The 25,242-nt window shown below is 35.7% G+C and carries 22 protein-coding genes, 1 pseudogene and 1 other annotated feature (1 of these 24 running past the window's edge); of the genes and pseudogenes, 13 read left to right on the forward strand and 10 right to left on the reverse strand.

Annotated features, from left to right (window positions below):
* The first annotated feature begins 163 nt into the window (after nt 1-163).
* The 4 genes from JFU18_RS17800 to JFU18_RS17815 all read left to right on the forward strand — a co-directional run bounded on the left by JFU18_RS17800 (nt 164) and on the right by JFU18_RS17815 (nt 6,373).
* Nucleotides 164-1,594 (forward strand): alanine/glycine:cation symporter family protein, encoded by a 1,431-nt coding sequence (locus JFU18_RS17800; RefSeq protein ID WP_002191129.1) that lies wholly within the window; start codon nt 164-166, stop codon nt 1,592-1,594.
* 333 nt (nt 1,595-1,927) lie between these two features.
* Nucleotides 1,928-3,370, forward strand: coding sequence for an alanine/glycine:cation symporter family protein (locus tag JFU18_RS17805; protein ID WP_201034480.1), 1,443 nt, complete (start codon nt 1,928-1,930; stop codon nt 3,368-3,370).
* A 300-nt stretch (nt 3,371-3,670) separates the two neighbouring features.
* Entirely contained in the window at nt 3,671-4,852 is a 1,182-nt protein-coding gene (locus JFU18_RS17810) for a NupC/NupG family nucleoside CNT transporter (RefSeq protein ID WP_201034479.1), read from the forward strand.
* A gap of 339 nt (nt 4,853-5,191) precedes the next feature.
* Nucleotides 5,192-6,373 carry a NupC/NupG family nucleoside CNT transporter gene (locus JFU18_RS17815; RefSeq protein WP_201034478.1) on the forward strand — a complete coding sequence of 394 codons (1,182 nt, stop codon included), beginning with the start codon at nt 5,192-5,194 and terminating at the stop codon, nt 6,371-6,373.
* A gap of 54 nt (nt 6,374-6,427) precedes the next feature.
* Here the strand turns inward: JFU18_RS17815 and JFU18_RS17820 are convergent, their stop codons facing one another.
* The 3 genes from JFU18_RS17820 to JFU18_RS17830 form a co-directional block, all read right to left on the reverse strand.
* Nucleotides 6,428-7,600, reverse strand: a complete 1,173-nt coding sequence (locus JFU18_RS17820) for a DUF418 domain-containing protein (protein WP_201034477.1) — start codon at nt 7,598-7,600, stop codon at nt 6,428-6,430.
* 148 nt (nt 7,601-7,748) lie between these two features.
* Nucleotides 7,749-8,255, reverse strand: coding sequence for a ferritin (locus JFU18_RS17825; protein ID WP_078173418.1), 507 nt, complete (start codon nt 8,253-8,255; stop codon nt 7,749-7,751).
* 53 nt (nt 8,256-8,308) lie between these two features.
* On the reverse strand, nt 8,309-8,632 hold the full coding sequence (locus JFU18_RS17830; protein WP_201034476.1) for a MazG nucleotide pyrophosphohydrolase domain-containing protein: 324 nt from the start codon (nt 8,630-8,632) through the stop codon (nt 8,309-8,311).
* Nucleotides 8,633-8,705: 73 nt separating this feature from the next.
* On the opposite strand from JFU18_RS17830, the gene JFU18_RS17835 reads away from it, so the two are divergent.
* The gene (locus tag JFU18_RS17835) at nt 8,706-9,284 is read left to right on the forward strand and encodes an LOG family protein (RefSeq protein WP_033707925.1); all 579 of its coding nucleotides are present in this window, start codon (nt 8,706-8,708) and stop codon (nt 9,282-9,284) included.
* A 367-nt stretch (nt 9,285-9,651) separates the two neighbouring features.
* Nucleotides 9,652-10,155, forward strand: a complete 504-nt coding sequence (locus JFU18_RS17840; RefSeq protein WP_201032049.1) for a DinB family protein — start codon at nt 9,652-9,654, stop codon at nt 10,153-10,155.
* Between the two features lie 105 nt (nt 10,156-10,260).
* Here the strand turns inward: JFU18_RS17840 and JFU18_RS17845 are convergent, their stop codons facing one another.
* The 3 genes from JFU18_RS17845 to JFU18_RS17855 form a co-directional block, all read right to left on the reverse strand.
* Complete coding sequence (locus JFU18_RS17845; RefSeq protein WP_000656312.1) at nt 10,261-10,458, reverse strand: hypothetical protein; 198 nt, start codon at nt 10,456-10,458, stop codon at nt 10,261-10,263.
* A gap of 655 nt (nt 10,459-11,113) precedes the next feature.
* Nucleotides 11,114-11,554 carry a Dps family protein gene (locus JFU18_RS17850; protein WP_002034654.1) on the reverse strand — a complete coding sequence of 147 codons (441 nt, stop codon included), beginning with the start codon at nt 11,552-11,554 and terminating at the stop codon, nt 11,114-11,116.
* A 239-nt stretch (nt 11,555-11,793) separates the two neighbouring features.
* The gene (locus tag JFU18_RS17855) at nt 11,794-13,227 is read right to left on the reverse strand and encodes an alanine/glycine:cation symporter family protein (RefSeq protein WP_201034475.1); all 1,434 of its coding nucleotides are present in this window, start codon (nt 13,225-13,227) and stop codon (nt 11,794-11,796) included.
* 408 nt (nt 13,228-13,635) lie between these two features.
* Here JFU18_RS17855 and JFU18_RS17860 point away from each other — a divergent pair, with 408 nt between their 5' ends.
* The 7 genes and pseudogenes from JFU18_RS17860 (at nt 13,636) to JFU18_RS17890 (ending at nt 19,712) form a co-directional block, all read left to right on the forward strand.
* Nucleotides 13,636-14,133: a cation:proton antiporter regulatory subunit gene (locus JFU18_RS17860; protein WP_078175888.1), complete on the forward strand. Its 498-nt coding sequence runs from the start codon at nt 13,636-13,638 to the stop codon at nt 14,131-14,133.
* Complete coding sequence (locus tag JFU18_RS17865; RefSeq protein ID WP_000380227.1) at nt 14,134-15,333, forward strand: cation:proton antiporter; 1,200 nt, start codon at nt 14,134-14,136, stop codon at nt 15,331-15,333.
* A gap of 81 nt (nt 15,334-15,414) precedes the next feature.
* A pseudogene (gene uptA / locus JFU18_RS17870) lies at nt 15,415-16,009 on the forward strand (undecaprenyl phosphate transporter UptA).
* A 136-nt stretch (nt 16,010-16,145) separates the two neighbouring features.
* Nucleotides 16,146-16,580 carry a DUF3920 family protein gene (locus JFU18_RS17875; protein WP_002015986.1) on the forward strand — a complete coding sequence of 145 codons (435 nt, stop codon included), beginning with the start codon at nt 16,146-16,148 and terminating at the stop codon, nt 16,578-16,580.
* 113 nt (nt 16,581-16,693) lie between these two features.
* The gene (locus tag JFU18_RS17880) at nt 16,694-17,104 is read left to right on the forward strand and encodes a MarR family winged helix-turn-helix transcriptional regulator (protein ID WP_002129828.1); all 411 of its coding nucleotides are present in this window, start codon (nt 16,694-16,696) and stop codon (nt 17,102-17,104) included.
* A gap of 50 nt (nt 17,105-17,154) precedes the next feature.
* Complete coding sequence (locus JFU18_RS17885) at nt 17,155-17,853, forward strand: pirin family protein (protein WP_085312738.1); 699 nt, start codon at nt 17,155-17,157, stop codon at nt 17,851-17,853.
* A 209-nt stretch (nt 17,854-18,062) separates the two neighbouring features.
* Complete coding sequence (locus tag JFU18_RS17890) at nt 18,063-19,712, forward strand: M4 family metallopeptidase (protein WP_201032047.1); 1,650 nt, start codon at nt 18,063-18,065, stop codon at nt 19,710-19,712.
* A gap of 44 nt (nt 19,713-19,756) precedes the next feature.
* Here JFU18_RS17890 and JFU18_RS17895 read toward each other — a convergent pair whose 3' ends face one another.
* The 4 genes from JFU18_RS17895 to JFU18_RS17910 all read right to left on the reverse strand — a co-directional run bounded on the left by JFU18_RS17895 (nt 19,757) and on the right by JFU18_RS17910 (nt 25,053).
* On the reverse strand, nt 19,757-20,074 hold the full coding sequence (locus JFU18_RS17895) for a metal-sulfur cluster assembly factor (RefSeq protein ID WP_000082522.1): 318 nt from the start codon (nt 20,072-20,074) through the stop codon (nt 19,757-19,759).
* A gap of 120 nt (nt 20,075-20,194) precedes the next feature.
* Complete coding sequence (locus JFU18_RS17900; RefSeq protein WP_201034474.1) at nt 20,195-21,886, reverse strand: methyl-accepting chemotaxis protein; 1,692 nt, start codon at nt 21,884-21,886, stop codon at nt 20,195-20,197.
* A 229-nt stretch (nt 21,887-22,115) separates the two neighbouring features.
* A complete protein-coding gene (locus tag JFU18_RS17905; RefSeq protein ID WP_201034473.1) occupies nt 22,116-23,819 on the reverse strand; it encodes a methyl-accepting chemotaxis protein in 1,704 nt (567 codons plus the stop codon).
* 415 nt (nt 23,820-24,234) lie between these two features.
* Nucleotides 24,235-25,053, reverse strand: coding sequence for a class I SAM-dependent methyltransferase (locus tag JFU18_RS17910; RefSeq protein ID WP_201034472.1), 819 nt, complete (start codon nt 25,051-25,053; stop codon nt 24,235-24,237).
* Nucleotides 25,054-25,166: 113 nt separating this feature from the next.
* Nucleotides 25,167-25,242: a binding site (T-box leader), on the forward strand (it continues 195 nt past the right edge of the window).

A 25,242-nucleotide genomic window follows, 5' to 3' on the forward strand; every position in this document is an offset into this window, starting at 1 on the left:
TACTTTTTGTTTTAGTATGCACAGTTAGAGGGAGGAGAGTCATACAGATATTGCTACTTCGTGTCTGGCTAATATTTGGAAATTGCAAATTGTCGAAAAATGTTGATTTTTAAATGTTTTTTAAATATAATTCGTTTTATGGAGAAAAGGAGGGGTTAATTGTATGAATATTTTAGAGCAATTTGTTTCATCAACGAATACAATTCTTTGGTCATATATTCTTATTGCAATGTTAATTGGTTTAGGGCTTTATTTTTCTATTAAATTAAAATTCGTGCAAATTACTCATTTAGGGGAAATGGTTCGATTAATGAGTGATGGCTTAACTGGAAAGACACGTAAAAAGGGAAGTGTATCATCATTCCAAGCATTTTGTATGAGTTCAGCGGCTCGTATTGGAATCGGGAACTTAGCTGGTGTAGCGCTAGCTATTTCTATGGGAGGACCTGGAGCTGTATTTTGGATGTGGGTTATTGCGATTATTGGGGCGTCTTCAAGTTTCGTAGAAAGTACGCTTGCGCAAATTTATAAAATAAAAGATGGCAGTGGCTTCCGTGGTGGTCCTGCTTATTATATGGAAAAAGGTTTAAATAAACGTTGGATGGGAATTTGGTTCTCTATCCTTATTACAATTAGTTACGGTTTAATTTTTAACTCAGTACAAGCAAATACAGTGACATTAGCATTTAAAAATGCATTTGGTATTGAGCGTTATGTTGTAGGGATTGTACTTGCGGTATTGGTTGCGGTTATTATTTTTGGTGGTGTGAAAAGTATTGCGCGTATGTCAGAAATGATTGTTCCGCCGATGGCAATTATTTATATTGCAGTAGCTGTGTTCGTTGTTATTAAAAATTATTATTTAATACCGGATATGTTTACAGAAATCTTTAAAGGTGCATTTGGTTTAGATTCAGCTGTAGGTGGCGGTATTGGTGCTGCAATGAAGTTTGGTATTCAGCGCGGATTATTTGCGAATGAAGCAGGTATGGGTAGTGCGCCAAACGCGGCTGCAACAGCTGATGTAACGCATCCAGCTAAACAAGGATTTATTCAAACAATTGGAGTATTAGTAGATACATTCTTAGTATGTACATCAACAGCGTTTATCGTACTATGTTCTGGTGCATATAAGGCAACAAATTTAGAAGGTATTGAATTAACGCAAGTCGCGCTAAGTTCACAAATCGGTTCGTGGGCAAGTAGCTTCTTAGCGATTATCATTTTCTTATTTGCTTTCAGCTCATTACTAGGAAACTATTATTATGGTGAAACGAATATTGAATTTATTAAACGAAGTAAAACATGGTTAACGATTTATCGTATTGCGGTTGTAGGAATGGTACTATTCGGTTCTGTTGCGACGCTTCAAGTTGTATGGAATATGGCAGACTTATTTATGGGTCTAATGGTAATCACAAACTTAATTGCGATTACACTTCTTGGCCGTTTTGCGTATGCTGCGTTGGCGGACTATGTGAAACAAAAGAAACAAGGAAAAGATCCGGTATTCAGTGCAGATTCTATTCCTGGTTTAACGAACACAGAGTGTTGGGATAAGCCGGCGGTAACAGATAAAGAAAAAGCAGTATAATAAAAAGGCGAGCATCGAGATAAATTCGATGTTCGCCTTTTTTGTTGTAGTAAATGATAAAAAGGGTGAGAGGTAATTATTAATATAATTTTTGTTTGTTCATTCCTCTCGTTATTTGTAGGGAACGTACTGTCTTAAAAGTATGACTGGTCGAATAGGATGAGTGATTGAGTATTGGATAAATGCACGTACTAGTTATATTTTCACGTAAAAAAACATGCGTGTTAGGAATCTTCACGTATCCATGTAATGAAACCTAACATAAAGTTCTTGATTACTAAAAGTTTTTAGAATATAATTTTCTTATTGTTAGGAAGAGGGGGCAATGCAATTATGGATTTTTTAACTAATGTAATTGGGGATATAAATAATGTCCTTTGGTCATATGTCATTATTGCGATGTTAATTGGATTAGGACTTTACTTTTCGTTTCGTGTGAAATTTGTCCAAATTCGTTACTTCGGTGAAATGATTCGCTTACTTGGGGATGGAGCGAGTTCAAAAACAAGAAAAGCGCAAAAAGAAAAAAGTGGTGTATCATCATTCCAGGCTTTTTGTATGAGTACAGCTTCTCGTGTAGGTACTGGTAACTTAGCTGGTGTAGCTATCGCAATCTCAGCAGGTGGACCAGGAGCGGTATTTTGGATGTGGTTAATCGCGGTAATTGGGGGTGCTTCTGCATTTGTAGAGAGCACATTAGCGCAAATTTATAAAGTAAAAGATGGGAATGCGTTCCGTGGTGGTCCAGCGTATTATATGGAAAAGGGTTTAAAGAAACGCTGGCTAGGAGTTGTCTTCTCTGTTCTAATAACAGTTAGTTTCGGATTAATTTTCAACGCCGTGCAGTCAAACACAGTAGCGGCGGCTTTTGATGGAGCATTTAACACAGATGGTAAGTTTGTAGGTCTGTTTATGGCTGGTTTACTTGCAATCATTATCTTCGGCGGAGTAAAACGTATTGCACGTGCGGTTGAAATGATTGTTCCAGTAATGGCAATTATATATGTAGCAGTGGCATTATTCGTTGTTGTAACAAACATTACGGCAATTCCATATGTATTTAAAGAAATTTTCTTACATGCTTTCGGAATTAAAGAAGTAGTGGGCGGGGGATTAGGAGCTGCGATTTTACTAGGGGTAAAACGTGGATTATTCTCAAATGAAGCAGGTATGGGTAGTGCGCCAAATGCAGCTGCGACTGCAAACGTAACGCACCCAGTTAAACAAGGTTTCATTCAAACTTTAGGGGTATTTACAGATACATTATTAATTTGTAGTTGTACAGCATTTATTATTTTATTATCAGATGTGCCTGGAGCGGCTGATTTAAACGGAATTCAATTAACGCAACAAGCATTAAGTCAACATATCGGACCGTGGGCTTCTATATTTGTAGCAGTTGCAATCTTCTTGTTTGCATTTAGTTCATTAGTAGGTAACTACTACTATGGTGAAACAAATATTGAATTTTTAAATGGAAGTAAAGTTTTACTAAATGTTTATCGAATCGCGGTACTTGGTATGGTTATGTTAGGTTCTGTAGCAACAATTCAAATTGTTTGGGACTTAGCAGATTTATTCATGGGTATCATGGCTATTATTAACTTAGTGGCGATTGTATTCCTTTCTAAGTATGCTTTCGCGGCATTATCAGATTACGTAAAACAAAAGAAACAAGGAAAAGATCCAGTCTTTTATGCGGAGTCTATTCCTGGTTTAAACAATACAGAGTGCTGGGACAAGCCAGCAGTAGCAGATAAAGAAAAAGCTGTATAATAAAAAGGAACGAGCATCAGAGAAATTTGATGCTCGTTTTTTTTTATGGTGATAAACTAAAGGAAGAGGGAAAATACGAACATTAATGAGTGTTTTATAATAAAATGTATTTTTTTAAGAAAAATGCGGATGTGAGTTATAATTTGTGTTAGAATGGAAAATGGCTTTGAGACAAGAGATTTTATGGTTTTTCATATCCGATTGAAGGTTTTGGAGGAGAAATGGAAAGTTCGGATTATTCCTTGTTTTGAGTAGTCAGACGTTCAACGTTAATGAAGAGTTAAATGGAGGATTTTATTAATGAAGTTTGTTATGTTTCTTGTAGGATTACTAGTTGTATTCGTGCTCGGTTTTCTTATAAGTTCTGATCGTAAGAAGATTAAGTATAAACCAATCGCGATTATGCTTGTTATTCAGCTAGCTTTAACGTATTTCTTATTAAATACGCCAGTTGGTTATATTTTAGTAAAAGGAATTTCAGATGGATTTGGAGCACTTCTTGGATATGCTGAATCTGGAATCGTTTTCGTATTTGGTGGTCTTGTTAATAAAGGAGAGGTTTCATTCTTCTTAACAGCTTTATTACCAATCGTATTCTTTGCAGTATTAATCGGAATTCTGCAACACTTTAAAATTTTACCGATATTTATTCGTGCTATTGGTACTATGCTAAGTAAAGTAAATGGTTTAGGAAAATTAGAATCATATAATGCAGTAGCGGCTGCAATTGTTGGGCAAGCAGAAGTATTTATTACAGTAAAAGATCAATTAAGTAAAATCCCAAAACATCGGTTATATACACTATGTGCATCTTCAATGTCGACAGTATCGATGTCGATCGTCGGTTCTTATATGAAAATGATTGAGCCAAAATATGTAGTAACAGCACTTGTATTAAATTTATTTAGTGGTTTCATTATTATTCATATTATTAATCCGTACGATATTACGGAAGAAGAAGATACACTGAAGTTAGAAAATAAGAAAAAACAGTCATTTTTTGAAATGTTAAGCGAATATATTATGCTCGGTTTCACGATTGCGATTACGGTAGCAGCAATGTTACTTGGTTTCGTAGCATTAATTACAGCGATCAATAGCTTGTTTGATTCAGTGTTCGGTATTACATTCCAAGCTATTTTAGGATATATTTTCTCACCATTAGCATTCGTAATGGGAATCCCGCAATCAGAAATGGTAACGGCGGGACAAATTATGGCAACGAAATTAGTATCGAACGAATTTGTTGCGATGCTTGATCTAGGAAAAGTAGCTAGTGATTTATCAGCTCGTACAGTCGGTATTCTTTCTGTATTCCTTGTATCATTCGCGAACTTCTCATCTATCGGAATTATCGCAGGTGCAACGAAAGGGATCGATGAAAACCAATCAAACGTTGTTTCATCATTCGGATTACGACTTGTATACGGTGCGACATTAGTAAGTCTTTTATCAGCGATTATCGTTGGTGTTATGTTATAAAAAGGGTGGTCCTAGCTCATAGCTAGGGCTGTTTTTTATGGTAAATTTACATAAAAAAACCAATCAATTAGGAATATATTAACATATAAAAATCTTTTAAAATTTATATTGCATTTCGATTAGATAACGCTTACAATTTGATTTGTAGGTGGTATCCATTTCAGACGTTAAATACGGTAGAGAAGAAGAGACTACCTGTTATAAATTGCAATTTATGTAAACGCTTACTGATTTTAGAAGACAGTTCAAAATATTTTAGGGGTTCATATTTTTTTAACACCAATGGTCAGACGTCATTCATTATACGACTGATAACTCATGGAAGTGGAGGATTCACATATGAAGTTAGTAATGTTTCTAGTCGGTTTACTTGTAGTATTTGTACTAGGGTTCCTTATAAGTTCAGATCGTAAGAAAATTAAATATAAACCAATTGCAGTTATGCTTGTAATTCAATTGGTACTTGCGTATTTCTTACTAAATACAAAGGTCGGATTTGTATTAGTAAAAGGGATTGCAGATGGATTTGGCGCTATTTTAAAATTTGCGGAAGCTGGGGTTAATTTCGTATTTGGTGGTCTAGCAAACGATGGACAAGCACCATTCTTCTTAACAGTATTATTACCAATTATTTTCTTAGCAGTACTAATTGGGATCTTACAACATATTAAAGTTTTACCGATTATCATTCGTGCAGTCGGTTTCGTATTAAGCAAAATTAACGGTTTAGGAAAACTTGAATCATATAATGCAGTAGCGGCGGCAATTGTCGGCCAAGGTGAAGTATTTATTACAGTAAAAGATCAATTAAGCAAATTACCAAGAAATCGTTTATATACACTATGTGCATCTTCAATGTCGACAGTATCGATGTCAATCGTCGGTTCTTATATGAAAATGATTGATCCAAAATATGTAGTAACAGCACTTGTACTAAACTTATTTAGTGGATTCATTATCATTCATATTATTAATCCATATGATGTGAGCGAAGAAGATGACATTTTAGAATTACAAGAAGATAAGAAACAAACATTCTTTGAAATGTTAGGCGAATATATTATGCTAGGTTTCTCTATCGCTGTAACAGTAGCGGCGATGTTAATCGGTTTCGTGGCATTAATTACAGCAATTAACGGTGTGTTCGATTCTATTTTCGGAATCACATTCCAAAGTATTTTAGGCTATATCTTCTCGCCATTAGCATTCGTAATGGGCATTCCAACATCAGAAATGCTAACAGCAGGCCAAATTATGGCAACGAAATTAGTAACGAACGAATTTGTTGCGATGCTTGATCTAGGAAAAGTAGCTGGTGAGTTATCAGCTCGTACAGTAGGTATTTTATCAATCTTCCTTGTATCATTTGCGAACTTCTCATCTATCGGAATTATCGCAGGTGCAACGAAGAGTATCGATGGCAAACAATCAAACGTTGTATCTTCATTCGGATTAAAACTTGTATACGGTGCAACGTTAGTAAGTATATTATCAGCGGTTATCGTTGGGGTTATGCTTTAATAAATAACAAAGAAGTCGTTTATCCCTCGCTTTGGGGGATAAACGACTTTTTATTTAACTTGCTTTATCCAAGTCTTTTTTAAACCGTGGTCTCTCTAAATAAGTTCCCAGCCTCCACACATATTCCACAGGCCCCATTCGGTATTTCTGTAGCCAATAGGTACTAACGAATAATTGAATCGTATAAATTCCAATGGTTAAAAGAATACCGAAGAAATAGTCAATTTTACCGTATAAGCCAAATCCATATGCGTAAAAAATAGTTGTTGTGATAATAGATTGCGCTAAGTAATTACTAACCGACATTTTTCCCATGTTCGCCATGTATGTTAGTAAATGCGCTACCTTTTTGTAATGGAATAATAAAATAATCGTGCTTCCGTAAAAGAAGGTCATGGTTACTGGTGTAAGACTATCTTGTAACATAATTAAAATCGGATGTTTCACGAATATAGCTAAGATTTTAATTGTAAAAGAGAAAATCCCAGTGATAAGCCAGATTTTTTTGACAGCAGGTATATGTTGATTGACCTCAAATAGCCAGCCCTTTTTCCCCACATACATTCCGAGTAAGAAAAGTGGAGACATAAAAATTATTGCGAAAACTGATATGAAAACTAATCCGAATACACCGTTAATCCCCATATACTCAAAAGGATTTTCAGTCAATCTAAAGTTGACATGATCCATATAGCTTCCAGTCTCATGGACCTTATGTTCCTTTTCGGTATAAGGTGCGAGATCATCATAGGGGTTCGATGTTGATTCCGATTGGTAAGATGCGAGCATAATGAGTGCTAGTAAAATAGATGCCCAAATGAGCAATGTTTTCGGTTTTCGATTGATGAACAACATTAAGAAAATCCCGATAACCCCGTAGGCAAATAAAATATCTCCCTCCCAAACAAAAGTTCCGTGAATGTAGCCTAATAGTAAAAGAATGATAATACGTCTTATGTATGTGGGGAAGAATTTTTTTCCTTTCGCAATAATACTTTTTTGCAACAAAATAATGCTAAGACCAAATAAAAAGGAGAATAGGGACATGAAATTGTGGGTGCCGAAAAATTGAATAAACCAATTAGCACCTTCATCAAGTTTTCCAAATATGTAAGTTGGTTTTTCATTAGCGAAGAATCCAAATTGAATTAAGGTCATATTGACAAGTAAAATACCAAACAAAGCGAAACCACGAATTGCATCAACAGCTTCTACACGCTGATTCATTTTTTCTCTCCTCGTATATTATTTTATATTGAAAATAATACCATTTTCTTACTGGTACTATGTCAAATACAAGGAAATTTAAGGTGATTTTAAGCTAGAGAGAAAATAAAAAAATCACCTTAATCCATTCATTAAGGTGATCAAAATACTATTCAGCTGGAGGCGTAAATGTACGTTTTTCTAATTCGGCATCTAGCATAAATAATGCGTTCGAATCGCTTGTAATACGTTTTAATTTTTGAATGATGCTATCGAATGAAGCTTCTTCTTCTACTTGCTCGTCAACGAACCATTTTAAGAAGGTAATTGTTGCGTGTTCACGCTCATCCCAAGCGATATCAGATAAGTTATAAATGCGCTTCGTTACTTCACGCTCGTGCTCAAGTGCGACTTCAAAAGCATTCAATACAGACTCATATTCATTATTAGGATTATCAAATCCAGTAATAATAGCGCGCTCGCCGCGGTCATTAATGTAGTTGTAAAGCTTCATTGCGTGGAAACGCTCTTCTTCAGCTTGTACAAGGAAAAAGTTAGCGAATCCATCATAGCTTTCCCCTGTACAGTAAGCAGCCATTGCCATATAAGCGTGGGCAGAGTAAAATTCAAAATTCATTTGTTCATTTAGTGCGTCGTGCAATTTTTTAGATAACATAAAATCCCCTTTATTATTTTGACAAGAACATTATATCATAATTGATAATCTTCTCATTTAGATGTTTCGAACCTTTTTGAAAGCTTTGTGACGTGTGTTTCCATAATATCTTGTAAATCCAAATCATATTTTTGCGAAAGAATAATAAGGTTAGATAGTACATCACCAAGTTCTTCTTTTAGTTCTTGTTTTAGCTCTTCTGCTGTTTTCGCATCTTCATCAGGACGATCACGGCCGATTTCAATAGCGCGAACAACTCGTGAAACTTCCCCAACTTCTTCAGTTAAGAAATTTAAGCGAATAAAGGCATTATACTGTGACCAGCTTCGTTTTTCGTAAAATTCCTCAACCCATCTTTGAAATGCAACGATATCCATTTCTTCCTCATCTCCTCAATATGTTGTACAATGTCAATTGTATCATGACAATATATAGTTTCGGGGTGTAGGAATGAGAAAGATTTGTGTGTTTGCAGGTTCAAATTTAGGGGGAAGACCAGAATTTAAAGAGCAGGCAATAGAGTTAGGGAAAATGTTTGTTGAGAACGATTATGAGCTTGTATACGGCGGTTCATGCGTTGGATTAATGGGAGAAGTAGCAAACGAAGTTCTTCGTTTAGGTGGACGTGTAACAGGTGTTATGCCGCGTGGTTTATTCCGTGGTGAAATCGTTCATACAGGATTAACAGAATTAATTGAAGTAGAAACGATGCACGAACGTAAAGCAAAAATGGCAGAGCTTGCGGATGCTTTCATTGCATTACCAGGTGGATACGGAACATTTGAAGAATTATTTGAAGTTGTATGTTGGTCACAAATTGGTATACATGATAAGCCAGTTGGTTTATTAAACATTAAAGACTTTTACGGACCAATTCTGCAAATGGTTGATCGTGCAGCTGAAGAAGGCTTTATGAACCCGTCGAATAAAGAGTTGATTGTTTCAGCTGAGACGGCAGCTAAATTAATTCATGAAATACAAAATTACGAGCGTCCTGTTTTGGGAACTAAGTGGAAGCAGTTATCATAGTACATTTTTATAGTGGATTTTGGAAACACATGTCTTTTTATCGCAAAAAGGCATGTGTTTTTAATTTGGTTAAATATATTGATAGTGAGATGTGAAATCGTTGGAAGAGGGGAAGTAGATGGAGGTATGTTTTGCTGACTTGAAAAAAGAACATCTGAATAAATGGTGAGTAAGGAATTATTGAGTGACATAGAATTGTTCCGTTAAAGGGTCAGATTGTGGAAGATGGCGAATGTTTTTTATGAAGTTAATAGAGGTTTTTCTAATCGGAATCAGAATAAATTTTATAGATGTAATCCTTATGAATTTTTAATCAGCTATGTATCATAATCTAATCATTAAAATGAAAATTGGAGGAGAAATGAGCATGGGGCGTTCTGTATTAAAAATGTATAGCTACCACTTATGGGCAAATGAAGTTATTTTAAATCGCTTAAAAGAACTACCGCAAGACATTTTCCATAAGGAAGTTAAGAGTGGTTTTTCTTCGGTGGCAAAAGTAATGTCTCACATATACCTCACAGATTTAGCCTGGCTCGAGATCATTTCTGGCAAAAGTATGCGTGATGCAATGGTACACACAGACCAATTGAAAGAACAGCTAGAAACAAAAAATATTGAGGAAATGGAAACTAGTTTTTATGAATTATCTAAACGATATAAAGAACTTTTAAGTAGTCAACAAGATTATGAAAAAGTGTTTGAGGTTGATAATCCGTATGCTGGGCTCCTGGATACGACGGTTTCTGAAACAATACTACACGTCGTCACCCACGGAGCATATCACCGTGGGAATATAGCCACAATGTTGCGGCAAATGGGGCATACCTCTGTTATGCAAGATTTTGGACTATTTCTATATTCAAAATGAATTCTTTTTATTTACTATAGAATATGGGTTGAATGATGTTTTTGGGGACTGCTTTTATTAGTGGTTTAAGCTTAATTATGTATTAGGGAAAAAAGGCATTCCATATTATTTCGGAATGCCTTTATCATTTTGATTACTTTGTTTTTTATACAGGTACCAGCCACCCCAACCGCCACCAATAGCTACAACAACGAGGAAAGCATAGTCTTTAACCTCGACACGTATATTGAAAATATTAGCTATGAGTAAGAGAATCCCAACTGTTATTAACGCAAAAAATGCTCTAATTAAGTAGTCTTTCAACTGAACCACTCCCGTCATTTAAGTAGTAAATGATGAACTTGGACAAGCTTTTTGGATCTAATTACTAAAGGGTGTTTCCTATATTTTAACATAAAAGAGATTGTAATATATTGATAAAAGTAGAGGAGAGGGGGGCTAATATTGTCGTGATTTGTCGGTAAAGCGATATTCTTTGTCGAAACGTTGATATATCGTGAGTTGCGATCGATATAATTTTATGTATTATCAAGTGCGACCAATCAATAGAAAAAAGCGGCTCTGAACGAGCCGCTTCTGCTTTAAGTGGTATCTAGCTCCAGCGGCTAGAATCTCCGGTCATTTCGCTCTCTCGCTCGAAGCAAAAAGCGCTTCAAGGTCGAGAGCTCCAATGTCCTGCGATTCTGAGCGAGCCGCTTCCGCTTTAAGTGGTATCCAGCTCCGGTGACTAGAACAGTCGGTCATTTCGCGCCTTCCTGTGAGGCAAAAAGCGCCTCTTCGTCAGGAGCTCCAATGCCCTCCTGTTCTGAGCGAGTCACCTCCGCTTTTAAATGGTATCCAGCTCCAGCGGCTAGAATCTCCGGTCATTTCGCTCTCTCGCTCGAAGCAAAAAGCGCTTCAAGGTCGAGAGCTCCAATGCCCTGCGATTCTGAACGAGCCGCTTTCGCTTTTAAATATATTATTGATTCAAGAATGCACGTAGCATCCAAGCGTGTTTTTCTAGTTCTGTGTAGATGCCTAGTAGTAGGTCAGATGTCATTTCATCGTCAGATTCTTGAGCGATTACCATGCCTTTTTTTAGTTCAGTTAGCATCATTTCGTAGTCTTTCATGATTGCTTCGACCATCCCTTCTGCAGTTTCTCCGTAAGCTGCTTCTTGAATAGAAGATAGTTCTAAGTATTCTTTCATTGTTGCTACTGGTTTGCCGCCAATTGCTAAAATGCGTTCTGCGATTTCATCGATGTGAGTAGCTGATTCTGTGTAAAGCTCTTCAAATTTTTCATGTAGTGTGAAGAATTGAGGTCCTTTTACGTACCAATGGAAGTTGTGTAGTTTTGTAAATAAAACGCTCCAGTTTGCTACTTGTTTGTTTAATGCTTCGATTACTTGTGTATTCATTATGATCAATCTCCTCTTGAGTTATTATTTTATATGAATTACTAATTTATAATTATTATAATCTAGTAATTTGTATAAATCAACCCTTTTGCTGGAATTAATTTGAACAAATTATGAACGGTTGTAAATAAAAAATCCCTATTACTGTGAAGTAATAGGGATTTTTTATTATATAGCTCCAGCGGCTAGAATATTCGGTGGCTTCGCTTTTTCCTGCGAGCCTCTTCCGCTTTTAGTTGTTATCCAACTTGTTTCTTCTCTTCTAAATCTTGCCCATCCCAACACTCTGTATTTTTTAAGCCAGGGATAGAACTTGCAACGAAGACAGGATCTTTTCCTTGTTTCTTTTGTTTAATATAGTCTACTAATGCTGCATAGGCGAACTTGCTAAGGAATGAGATGGCAATTAAGTTTGTGAATACCATTAGTCCCATAAAGAAATCAGCTAAACTCCAAACTGTTTGAAGGGCAGCGATAGATCCGAAGAACACCATTCCGACAACTGCAACACGATAAATCAGTAACCATGTTTTGCTTTCTTTAATGAATGCGATGTTTGTTTCACCATAATAGTAGTTTCCTAGTAAAGAACTGAAAGCGAATAGGAAAATAATAATCGCTAAGAAAGTGCTTGCCCACGGTCCAATTTGTGAACTTAATGCTTGTTGTGTTAATTCAATACCTTCTAAATTCGATCCTTTGTAAAGTCCAGAACATAATACGATAAACGCTGTTGATGTACATACTAAGAATGTATCTACGAAAACACCTAATGCTTGAACAAGTCCTTGTTTTACAGGGTGAGATACATCTGATGTTGCTGCTGCATTAGGAGAGCTACCCATACCTGCTTCTGTCGCGAATAAACCGCGCTGAATTCCGAATTTGATTGCTGCTCCAATACCACCAGCGATAGCTTGGTTTAAACCAAATGCGCTGTTAAATATTTCTGTAAAAATGCTTGGTAACATAGTGAAGTTGTTAATTACGACAAAAACAGCTACGCCGATATAAATGATTGCCATTGGAGGAACAATCATTTCTGTAATACGTGAAATGCTCTTGATACCACCAAAAATAATAACTGCAACTAATAAAGCTAATAGAGCTCCTACGATCGTTCGCTCTAGTCCAAAAGCATTTTCAAATGCTATTGTTACCGTGTTTGCTTGTACAGAATTGAAAATTAATCCGTACGCAACTGTAATAAGAAGTGAAAACCAAACACCCATCCAGCGTTTGTTTAACCCTTTTTCCATGTAATACGCTGGTCCACCACGGAATCTGCTTCCATCTTTTACTTTATAAATTTGCGCGAGCGTACATTCTACAAAACTAGTAGCTGCTCCAAGGATAGCGATAAACCACATCCAAAATATTGCGCCAGGTCCACCCATTGAAATGGCTAATGCTACACCAGCTAAGTTCCCGATACCAATACGTGCTGCTGCACTTAAGCAAAATGCTTGGAATGGAGAGATGCTATCTTTCTTTTTTTCTTTTCGATTAAATCCTTTACTAATTAAACTGACCATCTCACGGAAATGAGTAATTTGGACAAATTTTAATTTGAAAGAGAAATAAAGACCGAAGCCGATTAGCATTGCAATAAGAATATATGACCATAAAATATTATTCGTTACCTCAAGGAATCTGCTAAAGATATCAACCATATAATACACTTCCTTTTTTTCGTAATAAGAAAATTATATGCAAAAAATATACCAGAATCAATTTTTCTAAAAAATCATGTTACTTAAATGCGTTTTGTGTTATGATTATGTTACATCGTAATATTTTTAGAATTATTTACATTTTAAAAAACTAAATTTAAAGCGAAAAAGAGGGGATAATTTGAAAGAAGAATCTTTATTGAAAGTAAGTCTTAAGAGTTTGAAAATAAGAAGTAATTTATTTTTTATCATTACATCTTTAAGTATCTTTTTAGGAGCCACTTATTATTACAATAAAAGATTTCCAAGTCATAGGTATCCTGAATGGTTAGAATTTCTAAAATTGATTGGATGAACAAAAGACAAAAAACAGAAAATTAAAATAAAGAAGTTATGGAGGAGCTAAATATGAATATTAGAGAAAGTGAACTTCCGGGTATTGGTTATAAATTTCAAATCGTTACGAAAGGTAACGAAAAGATGGTGATTGTCATTCATGATGATGGGCGTAGAGAAATGTATCATTTTGATTCAAATCATGAAGAAAGCATCTCAAGTATTTCATTACGTGACTCAGAGGCGAGACAAATTGCAGCAATATTAGGTGGAATGGTATACAAACCTAGAGCATTAGAAAATGTTGAGATGGTCTTTGAAGGTTTAGCAATTGAGTGGTTTAAAGTGGAGAATGCAGCTCCGGCAATCGGAAAAACAATTGGCGACCTTGAAATAAGAAAAACATATAGCGTAACAATAATTGCAGTTATGAAAAAGAATATGAAAAAGCTATTTAATCCAGGTCCAGACACGGTGATTGAAGAAGGAGATATGCTTGTAGTTTCTGGTGAGAGAGAAGAAATTAAAAAGATTATTAATGAATTACTTTCGAATAGGGGGACTGACTAGATGGATACTTTAATTTTTGAAGTTGGTACAGCTTTAGTTTTAGTAGCAATTGCGGCGGTAATCGCTGGAAAGTTTAAATTCTCAGTAATTCCTTTTCTAATCGTTCTTGGCATGTTAGTAGGTCCGCACGCGCCGACAATAGGTGTTATCGATCTCAAATTTATTGAAAGTGCAAGTGTGATATCCTTCCTTGGAAGGATTGGTGTTCTGTTCCTTCTTTTCTATCTGGGATTAGAGTTTTCGATGAAAAAACTAATTAAATCTGGACGTTCTATCGCGATTGGCGGAACAATCTATATTTTGATTAACTTTTCACTAGGATTATTATACGGATTTATAATGGGATTCCCGTTACTTGAAATCTTAATTATTGCGGGTATTATTACGATTTCTTCTAGTGCTATCGTTGCAAAGGTATTAGTTGATTTAAGAAGAACTGGTAATAATGAAACCGAATTAATTTTAGGAATTATTATGTTTGAAGATATATTCCTTGCTGTATATTTATCAGTAGTTTCTGGCTTAGTTCTTGGGGATCACGCTTCCTTCTTAGGTGCCCTTACTTCAATTGGAATTGCTTTAGGATATATGCTTCTATTCTTTATTGTGGCTAGAAAAGCAACGCCGTTATTAAATAGATTGCTCAATATTAGTTCAGATGAAATCTTTATTATTGTGGTATTTGCTTCGTTGTTCTTTATTGCAGGTTTCTCAGAAACAATTCACGTTGCAGAAGCAATCGGGGCACTTCTTTTAGGGTTAGTTTTCTCTGAGACAGAGCATAGTGATCGAATTGAACATCTTGTTGTTCCATTTAGAGACTTCTTCGGAGCTATTTTCTTCTTCAGTTTCGGATTAAGTATCGATCCGTTTTCATTAGGCGGGGCGATATGGTTAACGTTAGGTGCTGTCCTTCTTACAATCGTCGGAAACTTTGTTGCAGGGATGATTGCAGGAAGACAAGCTGGATTATCTCATAAAGCATCAACAAATATTGGATTAACAATCGTTTCAAGAGGAGAATTCTCCATCATTATGGCTAATATCGGCATCGCCGGTGGTTTAATGTCAGTACTGAAACCATTCTCAGCACTATACGTGCTTATACTATCGATCTTAGGTCCACTTCTGACGAAAGAGTCAAAGAATGTATATAAATTTTTAAATAAAATCTTTAAGTGGGATACGAAGACTAGATAAATTTTGAAAAAATAAAAGTACAAGATATTTACTGCTTGTACTTTTATTTTTTGCAATGAAAACAGTAAAGAGAGGTAAATGATGTTAGGAGAGTTGATTCATTCAGTTTTAGTTTTTCTAGAAGGACTTGGTTATTGGGGAATTATGCTGGGATTAATGCTAGAGGTTATCCCAAGTGAAATCGTATTATCTTATGCAGGTTATTTAGTATCAACAGGAAGCACTACATTTTGGGGGGCTGTCGCGTTCGGTACAATTGGTGGTGTAATCGCACAACTATTCATTTATTGGATCGGTCGATACGGAGGAAGACCTGTTCTTGAGCGATATGGAAAATATATTTTGATTCAGAAGAAACATATTGATTATGCTGAAGCGTGGTTTAATCGTTACGGAACTGGTGTTATTTTTACAGTGCGTTTTATTCCTGTTGTTGCGTCATGCTATTTCGATACCAGCGGGTATTGCGAAAATGTCACATGCTAAGTTTATTACGCTAACTACACTAGCTGTTATTCCATGGTCAATTGTATTTGTATATTTAGGTTTTAAATTAGGAACAGAGTGGGAAAGTATTAATAAAGTAGCTGGGCCATATGTGAAATACTTTGCACTTGCTGCTATTGTTTGTGCAATTGGTTATTTTATATTAAAAAAAATGATGAAAAAAAAATGATTACGGAAAAAGAATCTATGCTGATATAGATTCTTTTTTATTGTCATTTTTTAAAGGATGAAAGTGTATGTTTAATATTTACCATATTGTGGCATATATATAAGAAAAGGGAGTTTAGGAAGGGGATTATTGAGAAATGGAACTCCAGTTTCAAAATGTATATCAACAAGTTGAGAATTGGTATGTGTTGGATTCGGAGCTTCCTTGGGATGTCAAAAAGTTAAGAAATGATTTGTTTTCTCTTATTGAAGTAAGTGCAACGCCAGTTATTTTTTGTGATACGTGTGATGCGAATCATGTACTTTTATCATTAGGAGAAGAAGAAGAGGAGTTTTTATTCCCAGTAGGTGGTTTTTATCATAAAGAAAAACAATTAATTTTCGTTTGTATGTGGGAAGAGTATGAGCAAGTGCTCAAAACGCTATTGCATGAATTCAGGCATGCGATGCAGCATAAGGACGATGTACTATATGTTGGAAATGAACTATACGAAGAAAGATGGATCGAGAAAGATGCGAGGCATTTCGCGGAGAGGAAGCTAGATGAATATAAAAATAGAAATTTAATCTGAAGCATAGTGGAGGAAAATCACTGTGCTTTTATTTATTGCTAATTAAAAATAAGTAGTTGACCTTTAATAAGTATAGTTCTAAACTAATAGTATCAAATGAGCGAGGTGATGGAATGAAAGCAGGGGAAAGACTTGGAGTACTATTATGGTTTCGTTTATCACGCTTTTATAATAGAAGTATTCGTGAGACGAATCAGCATTTGAAAAAGTGGAATGTATCTGCCGCTCAGTTTGATGTATTAGTTCAAATTGGAGGAAACGATCGTTTAACGCAGCAAGAACTTGGAAATAAGTTGTTTGTTACGAAAGGAAATGTTACTCAACTTTTAAATAAGATGGAGCAACTAGATTGGATTCAGCGTGAACAAGAAGGTACTACGAAATATATTTCATTAACAGAAAAGGGAAAGGTTCTATATGAAGAAATAGTCCCGCCGCAAGAAACATTTCAAGCAGAGCAATTTGATAAGTTAAATAGAGAAGAACAAAAACAATTATTAGAATTACTGAAGAAGTTGCAGTGATAAAATTAAAAATAATTATCTCGATTTCGAGATAATATGAGGTGAAGGATATGTTTAGAAAAGTTGATCATAAAAATATGGGAAGAGCAAATCACGGTTGGTTAAATACACATTTTCATTTTTCCTTTGCAAATTATTATAATCCAAACAACATGAATTTTGGAGCAGTACGTGTTATGAATGATGATTTAATAGCGCCACAAACTGGTTTTGATATGCATCCGCACCGTGATATGGAGATTATCTCTTACGTTATAGATGGTGAATTAACACATGAAGATAGTATGGGGAACCGCGGGACAATTGAGCGTGGGCATGTTCAATATATGAGTGCAGGTACTGGTGTATTTCACAGTGAGCATAACTTAGGAAGTGAAACATTACGTTTATTGCAAATTTGGATTTTACCAGACCGCGACGGTCATAAACCAAACTATGGTGAGTTTAAATTTGATTGGAGTAAACGTGAAAATGAGTGGTTCCATATGGTATCTCCTTCTGATGGAGATGCACCAATTCATATTCACCAAGCTGCAAATTTATATTCTTTATCATTAGAAGCTGGTAAAGAAATTCATTTTCCTGTTAAAGAAGGACGTCAATTGTACCTTGTACAAATTGAAGGTAGCAGCGTTGTAAACGGTGAAACACTTGTAATGCGTGATGCAGCGGAGGCTGTAGAAGAAGATATTCGCATTCAAGCGAAAGAGAAGTCTCACTATTTAGCAATTGAAATGAAAATGCAATAAAGTGAGGCTTTAATCAGTGGTGGCTTTCCAGCATATAAATAGCGGAATGAAAAGTTATAGGAAAGAGGAGAGCGTTTTTCGATGTCCTCTTTTTGGTGAGTTTAATTATCAGAAAAAACTTTCTCAATTTTTGAAAGCAGGTATCGGAAAGAATATTCAGAATATTTATAAAGGTGTTAAAAACTTTTAGGGAAATGGGGAGTGTTAGATTGAAAAAGCAAGTAATTTCATCAGCATTAGCATTAACTGTTATCGCAAGTGGGTTTGGGGCATTTGGAGCAACTACGACGAAAGCAGAAGAGCAAAAAATCCAGTATCACCAAGAGTTTAAAACACCAGCTTACATAGGTGAAGAATGGAAAGCGCCGGAAGGACTAGATAAAAAAGAGACGGTCTTTCAATATTTAGAGAGTAAAAAGGATATGTTTAAACTAGCTGGAAATATTGACAAACATTTCAATATCGTTGGTGAAGAAAAAGATGCTGATTCTGGTACAACACACGTGAAGTTAGTTGAGAAGCATAATAACATTCCTGTGTATGGTTCAGATCAAACAGTTACGCTTGATAAAGAGAATAATGTAAAAGCATTTTTCGGACAAGTTATTCCGAATTTAGATAATAAAAATATTCCTGCATCTGCAAGTATTAGTGCGGAACAAGCAGAAACGATTGCAAAAGCTAATATTGAGAAAGAAATTGGTAAAGTAAAGAATTATGATGGTGTGAAAAAAGATTTATATGTGTATGAAAAAGATGGTCAATACTATCTTGCATATCTTGTAAAAGCGTCGGTTTCGAAACCAGCTCCAGGATATTGGCATTACTTTGTTGATGCAACGAATGGAAATGTGATTGAGAAATATAACGCTGTAGATCACATTACAGGATTTGGTTACGGAGTATTAGGCGCTAGACAATCATTTGAAATTGCTCAAGATGAGAAAACAGGAGCGTTCAACTTGTTTGATGGTAAACGAGGACAAGGTGTTCATACATTTGATGCAGAAAATATGGATGAAAACTTGTTTAACTTATTCTCACAATGGCTTGGATACACAGGAGAAGAAGTTGAGAGTAAATCTAAGTTCTTCGAAGATAAAGCAGCGGTTGATGCGCATGTGAATGCAGGAAAAGTATATGATTATTATAAAAAGACATTTAACCGTGACTCTTTCGATGATAAAGGTGCGAAACTTATTTCTACTGTTCACGTAGGTGAATCTTGGAATAACGCAGCTTGGAATGGTGTGCAAATGATGTATGGTGATGGAGATGGTAAGACATTTATTCCATTATCAGCTGGCCTAGATGTTATCGGTCACGAATTAACGCATGCTGTAACTGAAAATACAGCAAACCTTGTTTATAAAGATGAGTCAGGTGCGTTAAATGAATCGTTATCTGACATTATGGGTGTAATGGTAGAGAAGAAGAGCTGGGATTTAGGTGCTGATATTTATACACCTGGTAAACCTGGTGATGCGCTTCGTTCACTGAAGGATCCAGCATCTATTCCAAACCCATTAAAACCAGGTGAAGGTTACCCAGATCACTATAATAAACGTTATACTGGAACAGCTGATAATGGCGGCGTTCATATTAACAGTAGTATTAACAATAAAGCGGCGTATTTAGTGTCTGAGGGCGGCACGCATTACAATGTGAAAGTAACTGGAGTGGGCCGTGAAGCAACAGAAAAAATTTACTATCGTGCTCTTACAAAATATTTAACTGCAAACTCTGATTTCAAAATGATGCGCCAAGCTGCACTTCAATCAGCAGAAGATTTATTCGGTAAAAACTCTAAAGAGGTACAAGCTGTAACGAAAGCTTATGACGCTGTAGGAGTAAAATAATAAGAGAAAAAAGACCTGACTGGATTGTCAGGTCTTTTCCTTATTTAATCACGAATACCTAGTGCGATTTTCGCCATACGCGACATACGTTCTTTCGTCCATGGCGGATTCCATACAACGTTTACTTCTATTTCATTTACTTCAGGTACGTTCGTTGATAATACTTTTTTAACGTCTGATACGATTTGGCCAGCCATTGGACAACCGATAGAAGTCATCGTCATTGTAATGACAGCATTATTATTTTCATCTGCTGTAACGTCATAAACTAATCCAAGATTGATAATATCAACACCTAGCTCAGGGTCAATAACAGCTTCTAAGTTTGCATATAACTTTTCTTCAAATGCTTGTTGTGACATGTGTAGCACCCCCAAAATATTAATGATATCGATTCTCATTATAACGGATATGCGGGATAAGTGCAGGAAATGAGCTCAAAAAAATATTCCTCCCTGAGAGAGGAATATTTTTTTGAAAAGCTATTCAGTTTTAAAATGAGATACAAGCTGATCTAATTCTTCAACTGTTTGTTTCATTTGTTTTGCAGTGAGAGTCATTTCATTCATCACGATGACTTTCTGTTCAGCAGATTGTGCCGTTGTGGCTGTTTCACTAGATACTTCATTTGAAATAGAAGCGATGTTATTAAGTGAAGCGTTCATTTCTTCAGCGCTTGCAGCCATTTCTTCAGCAGTTGCTGATATGTCTTGCATTTGAGTTGATACTTTATTTACTTGTTCAACAATTGTTGTGAAAGAAGTACCAGCCTCACGAACGACAGTAATGCCTTCAAATGCTTCAGAACGACCTTTAGACATCATAGAGCTAGCAGTTTCCGTATCATTTTGAATTTGATGAAGCAATTGGTTAATATCTTTTGCCGCTGTTTTTGATTGTTCCGCAAGTTTACGAACTTCATCAGCTACGACAGCAAATCCTTTTCCTTGTTCACCAGCGCGAGCCGCTTCAATAGAAGCATTTAAAGCAAGTAGATTTGTTTGCTCAGCGATATTAGAAATAGATTGTACAGCCGTATCAATATATTTCGTATGGGTGATTAGACGTTCGACTACTTCTGATGTAGCATTTACAGCTTCATGTATCGTTGTCATTTGTGAAACAGATTTTTGGATAACAGTACTTCCGTCGTTAGCGTGTTCAGATGTAGCTACAGCAAGTTCGGCTACAGATGAAGCAGATTCAGCGATACGCTGAACACTTATTGCCATATCATCCATCGCAGTCGAGCTTTCTTCCATACTAGAAGTTTGCGATTGAATACTTGAATTTAAGTTGGACATCGAGCTTTGAACTCTTATTGTTGCCTCGCGTGAGGTATTAGTCTTTTCTAGCATATTTTCAGAAGCTGTTTGTACTTCTACAGATGTTTTTTGAACACGATTAATGATGTGCTGCAAGTTTTCTAACATTTTATTAAATGATGTGGCAATAGCACCGATTTCATCATTGCTATTTACTTGTAGACGGGCTGTTAAGTCGCCTTCTTGAGAGGCCAATTCTTTTAGTTTAGTATCAATTTGTTGAATTGGTTTTACAAGCTTACCAGAGAACCACCATGCAAGAATAATTGCAGTTACAATACAAATAACAAGTGATAAGAAGACAACATATTCAATTCGTAGTGAAGATTGATCGATTTTTTCAATAGATTGTTCACGTAATTTAGCTTGTTCATTAGTGTAATTTGTGAAATCACCGATTACTTTATAAACAGTGCCATTCTCTGTAGAAGCTACTTGTAAAGCTTCTTCCCATTTTTGTTCTTTTGCAAGAGTGAATACTTTCTCTTCAATGAACTTTCTCCAAGTGGATCCTAATTCCATTGTGCTTTTCACGGACTGAGAAGTGTTAGGGTTAGAAAGAAGTTGCTCTTTTGTATCTTCAAGACGTTTACTCATCTCATTAAACTTGTCTAATTCGACTTGATCATGTTGTAGTAAATAACCTCTTAAAGCAGAAAGTTGTACTTGATAAGCGTCTCCGCGCTCTTTCAATTCTGTTGCAAGAGGAGAAATTTCTTTTTGTAATGTTTCAGCTTTATGAGACTGATCCATGGTAAAGAATAAAATAAAAGCTAAGGCGATGCCGAATAAAGCGCAAATCATTCCCATCATGAACATTAGTTTTTTTCGAATGCTAATAAAATTCATATGATAAAAATCCTCCTTGTAAAATCTTAGTATTAGAATTAATTAATTAATGTAAAAAATCGAAAGAAAGCTTTACTCCATCTGGAATAAAGCTTTCTTCTTTCCTTTAGGAATTATAGCAGACAGAATGGGAGATAGAAAGAGATATTTTAGCGTGAAAAAAGAGAGACTCTAAATCGCTCTTTCTAACAATTTAGAGTTCGTAGAAGTTATAAATGAAATTTTCATTTTAACCATTTGTTTTGAAATGAGAAACGAGCACTTCAAGTTCTTGCACAATTGTTTTCATTTCTGATGATTTTTTAGCAACGACACTCATTTTGTTTACTTGGTCACCAGCTGAAGTTGCTGTTTTCGATGTTTTCGATGTTTCGGCAGCAACTTCATTTGAAATAGAAGCGATATTATTTAAAGCTGCATTCATTTCTTCAGAACTTGCGGCCATTTCTTCAGCAGTTGCAGACATTTCTTGTATTTGTGTAGAGAAATTGTTAATGTGATTAACAATTTCTGAGAATGAAGATCCAGCGGTACGAATGACTGTAATTCCTTCAGAAGCTTCTGACTGACCTTGTGTCATCATGTCATTTGCTATTTTTGTGTCCGCTTGAATTTGATGAAGTAAATGGTTAATGTCATTTGCTGCTAGCTGAGATTGTTCAGCAAGTTTCCGTACTTCATCGGCAACAACAGCGAATCCTTTTCCATGTTCACCAGCACGGGCCGCTTCAATAGAAGCATTTAAAGCGAGCAAATTCGTCTGCTCGGCAATATTAGAAATAGATTGAAGTGCAGTATCAATATGATTCGTATGTGTAATGAGTCGCTCTACCACTTGTGATGTAGCGTTAACAGCTTCGTTAATTGTATGCATTTGTGTAATAGATTTTTCAATGACTTTATTTCCATCATCTGCTTTTTCAGAAGTTGTAACAGCTAGGCTAGCGGCAGAAGAGGCAGCTTGTGCAATACGCTGAACACTCGTTGCCATATCATCCATTGCGGTTGAACTTTCTTCAATGCTAGAAACTTGTGAACGAATATTGTGCTCAAGAGCATTCATAGTCTCTTTAGTTTTTGCGGTATTTTCCATAGAAGCAGTTGTTTCGATAAACACATTTTCAGAAGCTTCTTTTACACTTGTTGATGTTTGTTGAACTTGCTTTATTATACGCTGTAAGTTAGCAAGCATTTGATTAAAGGAATTTGCGATGTCACCAATTTCATCTTTACTCGTTACGTGTAATCTAGCGGTTAAATCGCCATCTTGAGAAGCTAATTCTTTTAACTTCGCATCAATTTGTCGAATCGGTTTAACGAGTTTACCAGAGAACCACCATGCCAATAGAATAGACGTTAATGTACATGTAATGAGTGAGAAGAAAATAATATATTGAATAAGGGATGAAGAAGACTCTACGTCAGCAATTAATACGTCCCGTTTGTCATTTTCTTCATTTGCATATTTAGTAAAACGACTTAAAAGATCATTTACATAATCTGTTTGAGCAAGAGCAATTTTGGATGCTTCCTCCCATTTTCCTTCCCGTGCAAGGGGGAGGACTTCATTATCTACGACGCTGCGCCATTTTGCTCCCATTAAAATGGCCTCTTTCATTCCTTCTGAGAGTTTTTTATCACTTGTTACTTTCTCCCTAGTATCAGCTAGTTTTTTTCCTTCCCGGTTGAATTTATCCAATCCTTTTTGGTCATGTGATAGTAAATATTCTTGTAAACCAGCGACCTGCGCTTGGAACCAATCGCCACGTTCTTTTAAAATCGTTGCTCTTTTCGATACATCATTCTTTAATGTTTCGATTTCACTTGCTTGATTCATAGCGAATGAAAGAATAACAATAAGAGCAATGCTAAATAAGGAAGAAATGCTTAAGAGTGTGAACAGTAGTTTTTTTCGAATGCTAACATATTTCATTGTTACCCCTACCTTTTTTAAAAAACTATTTATTGTAATTTATAAATATCAAGAACGAAATTAATAAAAACATGATTAAGAAGTTATTAATCTGTTCAATGAAAATTATAGCAGATAATGGAATATGGCAGATTAATGTGAGTAAATGTTCTTAAAATGTATACATTTGTATATCAAAAAATTCATAAATAAAAATCAGAAATGGTATTGTAATTTGAAATAACATCCTGTATACTTCTAATTAGTTGATAACGATTATCACTATCAACTAAACATTACTCTTCGTTATGTTGGTCATACCCCTTTTTGACGACGTAAGTCAGAGACGAATGTTGAAATATCTTGTGTCCTATTCTACAGAATTATGGTAATCTCCAACCTCAACTTATATGCGTAAGCATGCAAAAAAAGGATCCTATCCGTGAAGGGATCCTTTTTTGCATGTTGTCGCAATTAATGTATATAGACCGGGTATACGCTCTTCAATGCCCTCTGGTGCAGTAGAAGGGAAAACCCACTTTTGATGAGATCCGTGTTCTTCAATCAATTTTTCAACCTTGAAATTTGTTTCTGCCATTGATGTAATGATTTCTCCTAGTGTCCAGCGCCTAATTTTTGTTTTCGGTAAAGCGTATTTCTGTGATCCCGTAAGGAGAGTACTATAAGCTACGTCATCTTCAATAAGTTCCTCGTCGAAATAATTTCCATTTGCTCGAAATGATGGATGATCTACTCCTAATAATTTTGTATAAACGGGATGATAGTCACGTAGTATAAAGGTCCCATCTTGTTTTAGTAAGTGAGAGACTATATGAAAGAGTGGCTTTAAGTCTAAAAAGTAATGGAGCACGCCAAGTTCCAGTAACACGATATCAAATGATTGGGGTAGATTTAAATCTAGTACATCGGAAATGATATATTGAATAGAGACACCAGCAGCTTCGGCTAGTTCGGTTGCGTATTTTTCATTACTTGCTGAAATGTCTACAACTGTTACATCGGCTCCTAAAAGAGCAAGAGCAACTGCTTTATTTCCTTTTGATCCGAGTAAATTAATAATACGCTTTCCTTTTGGAGATTGTATGTAAGGTAAATAATGATCTACCTCGCGCACGGGATCTTCCATGAGCTTTTTCGCATAATCCTCTGGCGCCCCGTGACGATTTGTCCAAGCTTCATAAGCAGCAGCGTTCCAACTTTTTTCATTAATAGTACTTAGTTGCTTTTGATTCAATCTTATCACTCCTTTTGTGAACGTATAGTTATTCGGTGGGTGAGTAGAATTTCCTGTTTTTTTGAATAAAAGTTTGATTTTTCTGTTGTTAAGTCGTAAAATACATTTTATACATAAAAGCGTTGAAAAGGAAAAGTAGAATGGAACCATTCTTTCCAGAGAGCTTCGGTAGCTGAGAAGAAGCAAGAA

This window comes from Bacillus sp. TH22 (genome assembly GCF_016651015.1).
Classification (GTDB): Bacteria; Bacillota; Bacilli; order Bacillales; family Bacillaceae_G; genus Bacillus_A; species Bacillus_A mycoides.

Excerpts from the sequence above, each read along its gene's own strand:
- JFU18_RS17800 (WP_002191129.1), top strand. The coding sequence starts at position 164 with ATGAATATTTTAGAGCAATTTGTTTCATCAACGAATACAATTCTTTGG.
- JFU18_RS17805 (WP_201034480.1), top strand. The coding sequence starts at position 1,928 with ATGGATTTTTTAACTAATGTAATTGGGGATATAAATAATGTCCTTTGG.
- JFU18_RS17810 (WP_201034479.1), top strand. The coding sequence starts at position 3,671 with ATGAAGTTTGTTATGTTTCTTGTAGGATTACTAGTTGTATTCGTGCTC.
- JFU18_RS17815 (WP_201034478.1), top strand. The coding sequence starts at position 5,192 with ATGAAGTTAGTAATGTTTCTAGTCGGTTTACTTGTAGTATTTGTACTA.
- JFU18_RS17820 (WP_201034477.1), bottom strand. The coding sequence starts at position 7,600 with ATGAATCAGCGTGTAGAAGCTGTTGATGCAATTCGTGGTTTCGCTTTG.
- JFU18_RS17825 (WP_078173418.1), bottom strand. The coding sequence starts at position 8,255 with ATGTTATCTAAAAAATTGCACGACGCACTAAATGAACAAATGAATTTT.
- JFU18_RS17830 (WP_201034476.1), bottom strand. The coding sequence starts at position 8,632 with ATGGATATCGTTGCATTTCAAAGATGGGTTGAGGAATTTTACGAAAAA.
- JFU18_RS17835 (WP_033707925.1), top strand. The coding sequence starts at position 8,706 with ATGAGAAAGATTTGTGTGTTTGCAGGTTCAAATTTAGGGGGAAGACCA.
- JFU18_RS17840 (WP_201032049.1), top strand. The coding sequence starts at position 9,652 with ATGGGGCGTTCTGTATTAAAAATGTATAGCTACCACTTATGGGCAAAT.
- JFU18_RS17850 (WP_002034654.1), bottom strand. The coding sequence starts at position 11,554 with ATGAATACACAAGTAATCGAAGCATTAAACAAACAAGTAGCAAACTGG.
- JFU18_RS17855 (WP_201034475.1), bottom strand. The coding sequence starts at position 13,227 with ATGGTTGATATCTTTAGCAGATTCCTTGAGGTAACGAATAATATTTTA.
- JFU18_RS17860 (WP_078175888.1), top strand. The coding sequence starts at position 13,636 with ATGAATATTAGAGAAAGTGAACTTCCGGGTATTGGTTATAAATTTCAA.
- JFU18_RS17865 (WP_000380227.1), top strand. The coding sequence starts at position 14,134 with ATGGATACTTTAATTTTTGAAGTTGGTACAGCTTTAGTTTTAGTAGCA.
- JFU18_RS17875 (WP_002015986.1), top strand. The coding sequence starts at position 16,146 with ATGGAACTCCAGTTTCAAAATGTATATCAACAAGTTGAGAATTGGTAT.
- JFU18_RS17880 (WP_002129828.1), top strand. The coding sequence starts at position 16,694 with ATGAAAGCAGGGGAAAGACTTGGAGTACTATTATGGTTTCGTTTATCA.
- JFU18_RS17885 (WP_085312738.1), top strand. The coding sequence starts at position 17,155 with ATGTTTAGAAAAGTTGATCATAAAAATATGGGAAGAGCAAATCACGGT.
- JFU18_RS17895 (WP_000082522.1), bottom strand. The coding sequence starts at position 20,074 with ATGTCACAACAAGCATTTGAAGAAAAGTTATATGCAAACTTAGAAGCT.
- JFU18_RS17900 (WP_201034474.1), bottom strand. The coding sequence starts at position 21,886 with ATGAATTTTATTAGCATTCGAAAAAAACTAATGTTCATGATGGGAATG.
- JFU18_RS17905 (WP_201034473.1), bottom strand. The coding sequence starts at position 23,819 with ATGAAATATGTTAGCATTCGAAAAAAACTACTGTTCACACTCTTAAGC.